The sequence below is a fragment of the Gorillibacterium massiliense genome, from assembly GCF_000455485.1.
GTDB lineage: Bacteria > Bacillota > Bacilli > Paenibacillales > NBRC-103111 > Gorillibacterium > Gorillibacterium massiliense.
Genome location: NZ_CBQR020000047.1, coordinates 1 through 2,732, shown reverse-complemented (window position 1 = coordinate 2,732; position 2,732 = coordinate 1). Strand labels below are relative to the sequence as shown.

Here is a 2,732-nt window from a genome sequence, read left to right as displayed (position 1 = left end):
CTTCTAGATCAAAGGTTTTACGATCATAAGAATCCCTCAATTTGGCTCCGCCAAATTCGAGGCTTCCATACCATCATCCGGCCTGCGGCTTGGACCATGGTATTGCAGGATAGGAAATAATCCACTATGAAAGGCGAGGGGATTGAGAATGTTCAAAAAGAGTGCAAGGACCGCGATGGCCGCTGTCATGGTTTTCTCCGTAATGGCGACAGCTTGCTCCAGCAAGAACAATGACGCAAAAGCTAGCCAGGCACCGACAACATCGGCTGCTGCGCAATCGCAAACGCCGGCAACGACGGTGACGGCGACGGCGGAGCCGAAGAAGGACCCCGTCACACTGAAATTCATGGATTACACGGCCAGCGGCTCGCAGGAGCAAACCTTGGCGGATATGGTGAAGGCATTTGAAACCGCCAACCCGGACATCAAGGTGAAGGTGGATGTCGTCGACTATAGCAACTACTATACGAAGCTCAATACCCAGCTCGCTTCGGGCAGCGGTCCAGACGTATTCGAGGTCGGGTACGAGAATTTTGCCTCCTACGCCGCCAAGAATACGCTGAAGGATTTGACTCCGGTCATTGCCAAGGACACAACGTTTAACAAAGACATTTACAAGGGACTCGCCTATGACGCCTTCAAGTACAACGGCAAGCAGTTCGGGGTCGTAGAGAGCTTCTCCGATGTCGTTCTCTTCTATAATAAGGACCTGTTCGACAAGAAGCAGGTCGGCTATCCGAAACCAGAATGGACGTGGAAGGAAGAGCTTGACGCCGCGCAAAAGCTGACGGATGCCAAGAACGGCATCTGGGGCACCTACGCGCCGATCCAATTCTATGAATTCTACAAAACGATCGCCCAAAACGGCGGCGGCATCTGGAGCGCAGACGGTAAGGCGACGGTCAACAGCAAGCAGAATATCGATGCGCTGAACTGGATGCTGGATAAGGCACGCAAGTACAAAGTATCGCCGCCGCTGAATGACGACACGTTCAATCAGCCGGACGCGGACCTGAATGCGTTCAAGGCCGGCAAGATCGCGATGCTGCGGGGCGGCATCTGGAACTTCGGCCGGTTTGCGGACGCTCCGTTCAAGTGGGACATCGCGCTAGAGCCCGGCAATACCCAGAAGGCGCACCACTTCTTTGCAGACGGCATGGTTGTGTCGGATAAGACGAAGAATGAGGATGCGGCATGGAAATTCATTAAGTTCATGTCCTCTGATCCGGCTGTCGTTAGCGAACGGATTGCGAAGGGGTGGAGCGTTCCGGCTGTGTCGGACGACAAGGTGATGGATGCTTACTTCAAGCAGACGCCGCCAGAGTCGAAGCAGGTCGTCATGGACGCGCTCAATACCCTCGTGCTTTCACCGGTTGGCCCGATTCCAGACAAATGGAATGATCTGACCAAGGCGATCGGCGACGAACTGGACAAAGCGAAGCTGAAGGATGGCTATACTGCCGAGCAAGCGCTTAATGCGGCGCAGGCGAAGGTAGAAAAGCTGGTGCAGCCATAAGCAGGCGAATCGCACGTGGCAGACATCTGCCATGGATCATTGCTTAAGCAAGGCAAGGCCGCTGCATGAGAAAAAGACCCGGAAGCCGGTGACTGTCGGGCAGCTGTGGATAGGGATCGTATGCTTCCCGGCGCCTTCGCCGTACGGATGAGCGGACGCTTCTCCGGAACGATTCCCTATCCATTTCTGCTTGCGGCAGCAGGCTTTCGGAATGGGCGCCGCAAGCGGGAAGGGCTTCGGCCCTTCTGGTTTTCCGTGCCTGCGGTGCAATTTGGGATGTTGGGAGGCTGTTGATGTGAGCAACCTGCAAGCGCAATTGATTGATTGGAGCTATGCCATTGACCCTGCAACCGGAAGGTGCAGCGTGAACGGCCTTGAGTTGGAGACAAGAGATTCGGTCTTTCTTGGTTATTGGCTGATCGGGAGAGGCGAAGCTGCGCAGGCGGAGCCGATTATCCGCCGGCTATACGGGGAGGCGGCGAGCGGGTATTCGGCGCTGGAAGCCGCGTTCATGCTGTGGGTGGCAGGCGAATATATGCATGCGACAGGCAGCCGGGCATTCGTGGATGGCGACGGCACAGCCGGGATCGAGCTGGCTCTGGATACGCTGGAATGTTCTTGGAAGCAGCCTGCGCCACATTGGTTAGACCGGCAGGAGAATGGACTGTTATTGTCCAATCTGGCTGTATACTACGCGGGCATTCAGAAGATTCAGCCCTATGCAGACAGCGGCCGGACCCAGCGCATGCTGAAGTCGATCCGCGAGCTGCTGTTCGCAAGCTTCATTAAAGACGGACATGTCATAAGCAGATTGGGCGACCTCACTGTACATGGCGACATCACGGTGACGGCAATCCCGTTCGGGCTGCTTGGCATCGAGGACCGGATTCTGATCGAGGCGCTTGCTCCTGTGGAGCAGCTGACCGGGCGCGGCGTCCGGCTGTCCGCCGCAGATTCCTACTACGGCGGCTGTGAGCGGTCGGACCTCACCGCTCTGCTCGCCTGGTATTATGCGAAGAAGGGGGATTCCTCCCGGGCCAAAAATCTGCTCGCAGCCGTGGAGCAAACTTATCGCGAGAGCGGGTGCCTCAAGGAAGCCACCGTTTCTACAGCCAAGGAGGAGCTTCTGCTCCGGTATTGGCAGGAGACAGAAGGCGGAACGGCTCCGGAAAGCCCGTTAAGCTATCTGTTGTTTGAGCTTGCGTCCGACAGCCTG

3 protein-coding genes are annotated in these 2,732 nt (G+C 56.4%); all 3 read left to right on the top strand.

What is annotated here, in order from left to right; translation table 11 throughout:
* The first annotated feature begins 148 nt into the window (after positions 1–148).
* A complete protein-coding gene (locus TJ79_RS05045) occupies positions 149–1,516 on the top strand; it encodes an ABC transporter substrate-binding protein (RefSeq protein ID WP_052339290.1) in 1,368 nt (455 codons plus the stop codon).
* 120 nt (positions 1,517–1,636) lie between these two features.
* The gene (locus TJ79_RS27065) at positions 1,637–1,810 is read left to right on the top strand and encodes a hypothetical protein (RefSeq protein ID WP_238322804.1); all 174 of its coding nucleotides are present in this window, start codon (positions 1,637–1,639) and stop codon (positions 1,808–1,810) included.
* A gap of 1 nt (position 1,811) precedes the next feature.
* The coding region (locus tag TJ79_RS05040; RefSeq protein WP_040949210.1) for a hypothetical protein at positions 1,812–2,732 on the top strand (921 nt) is incomplete at its 3' end.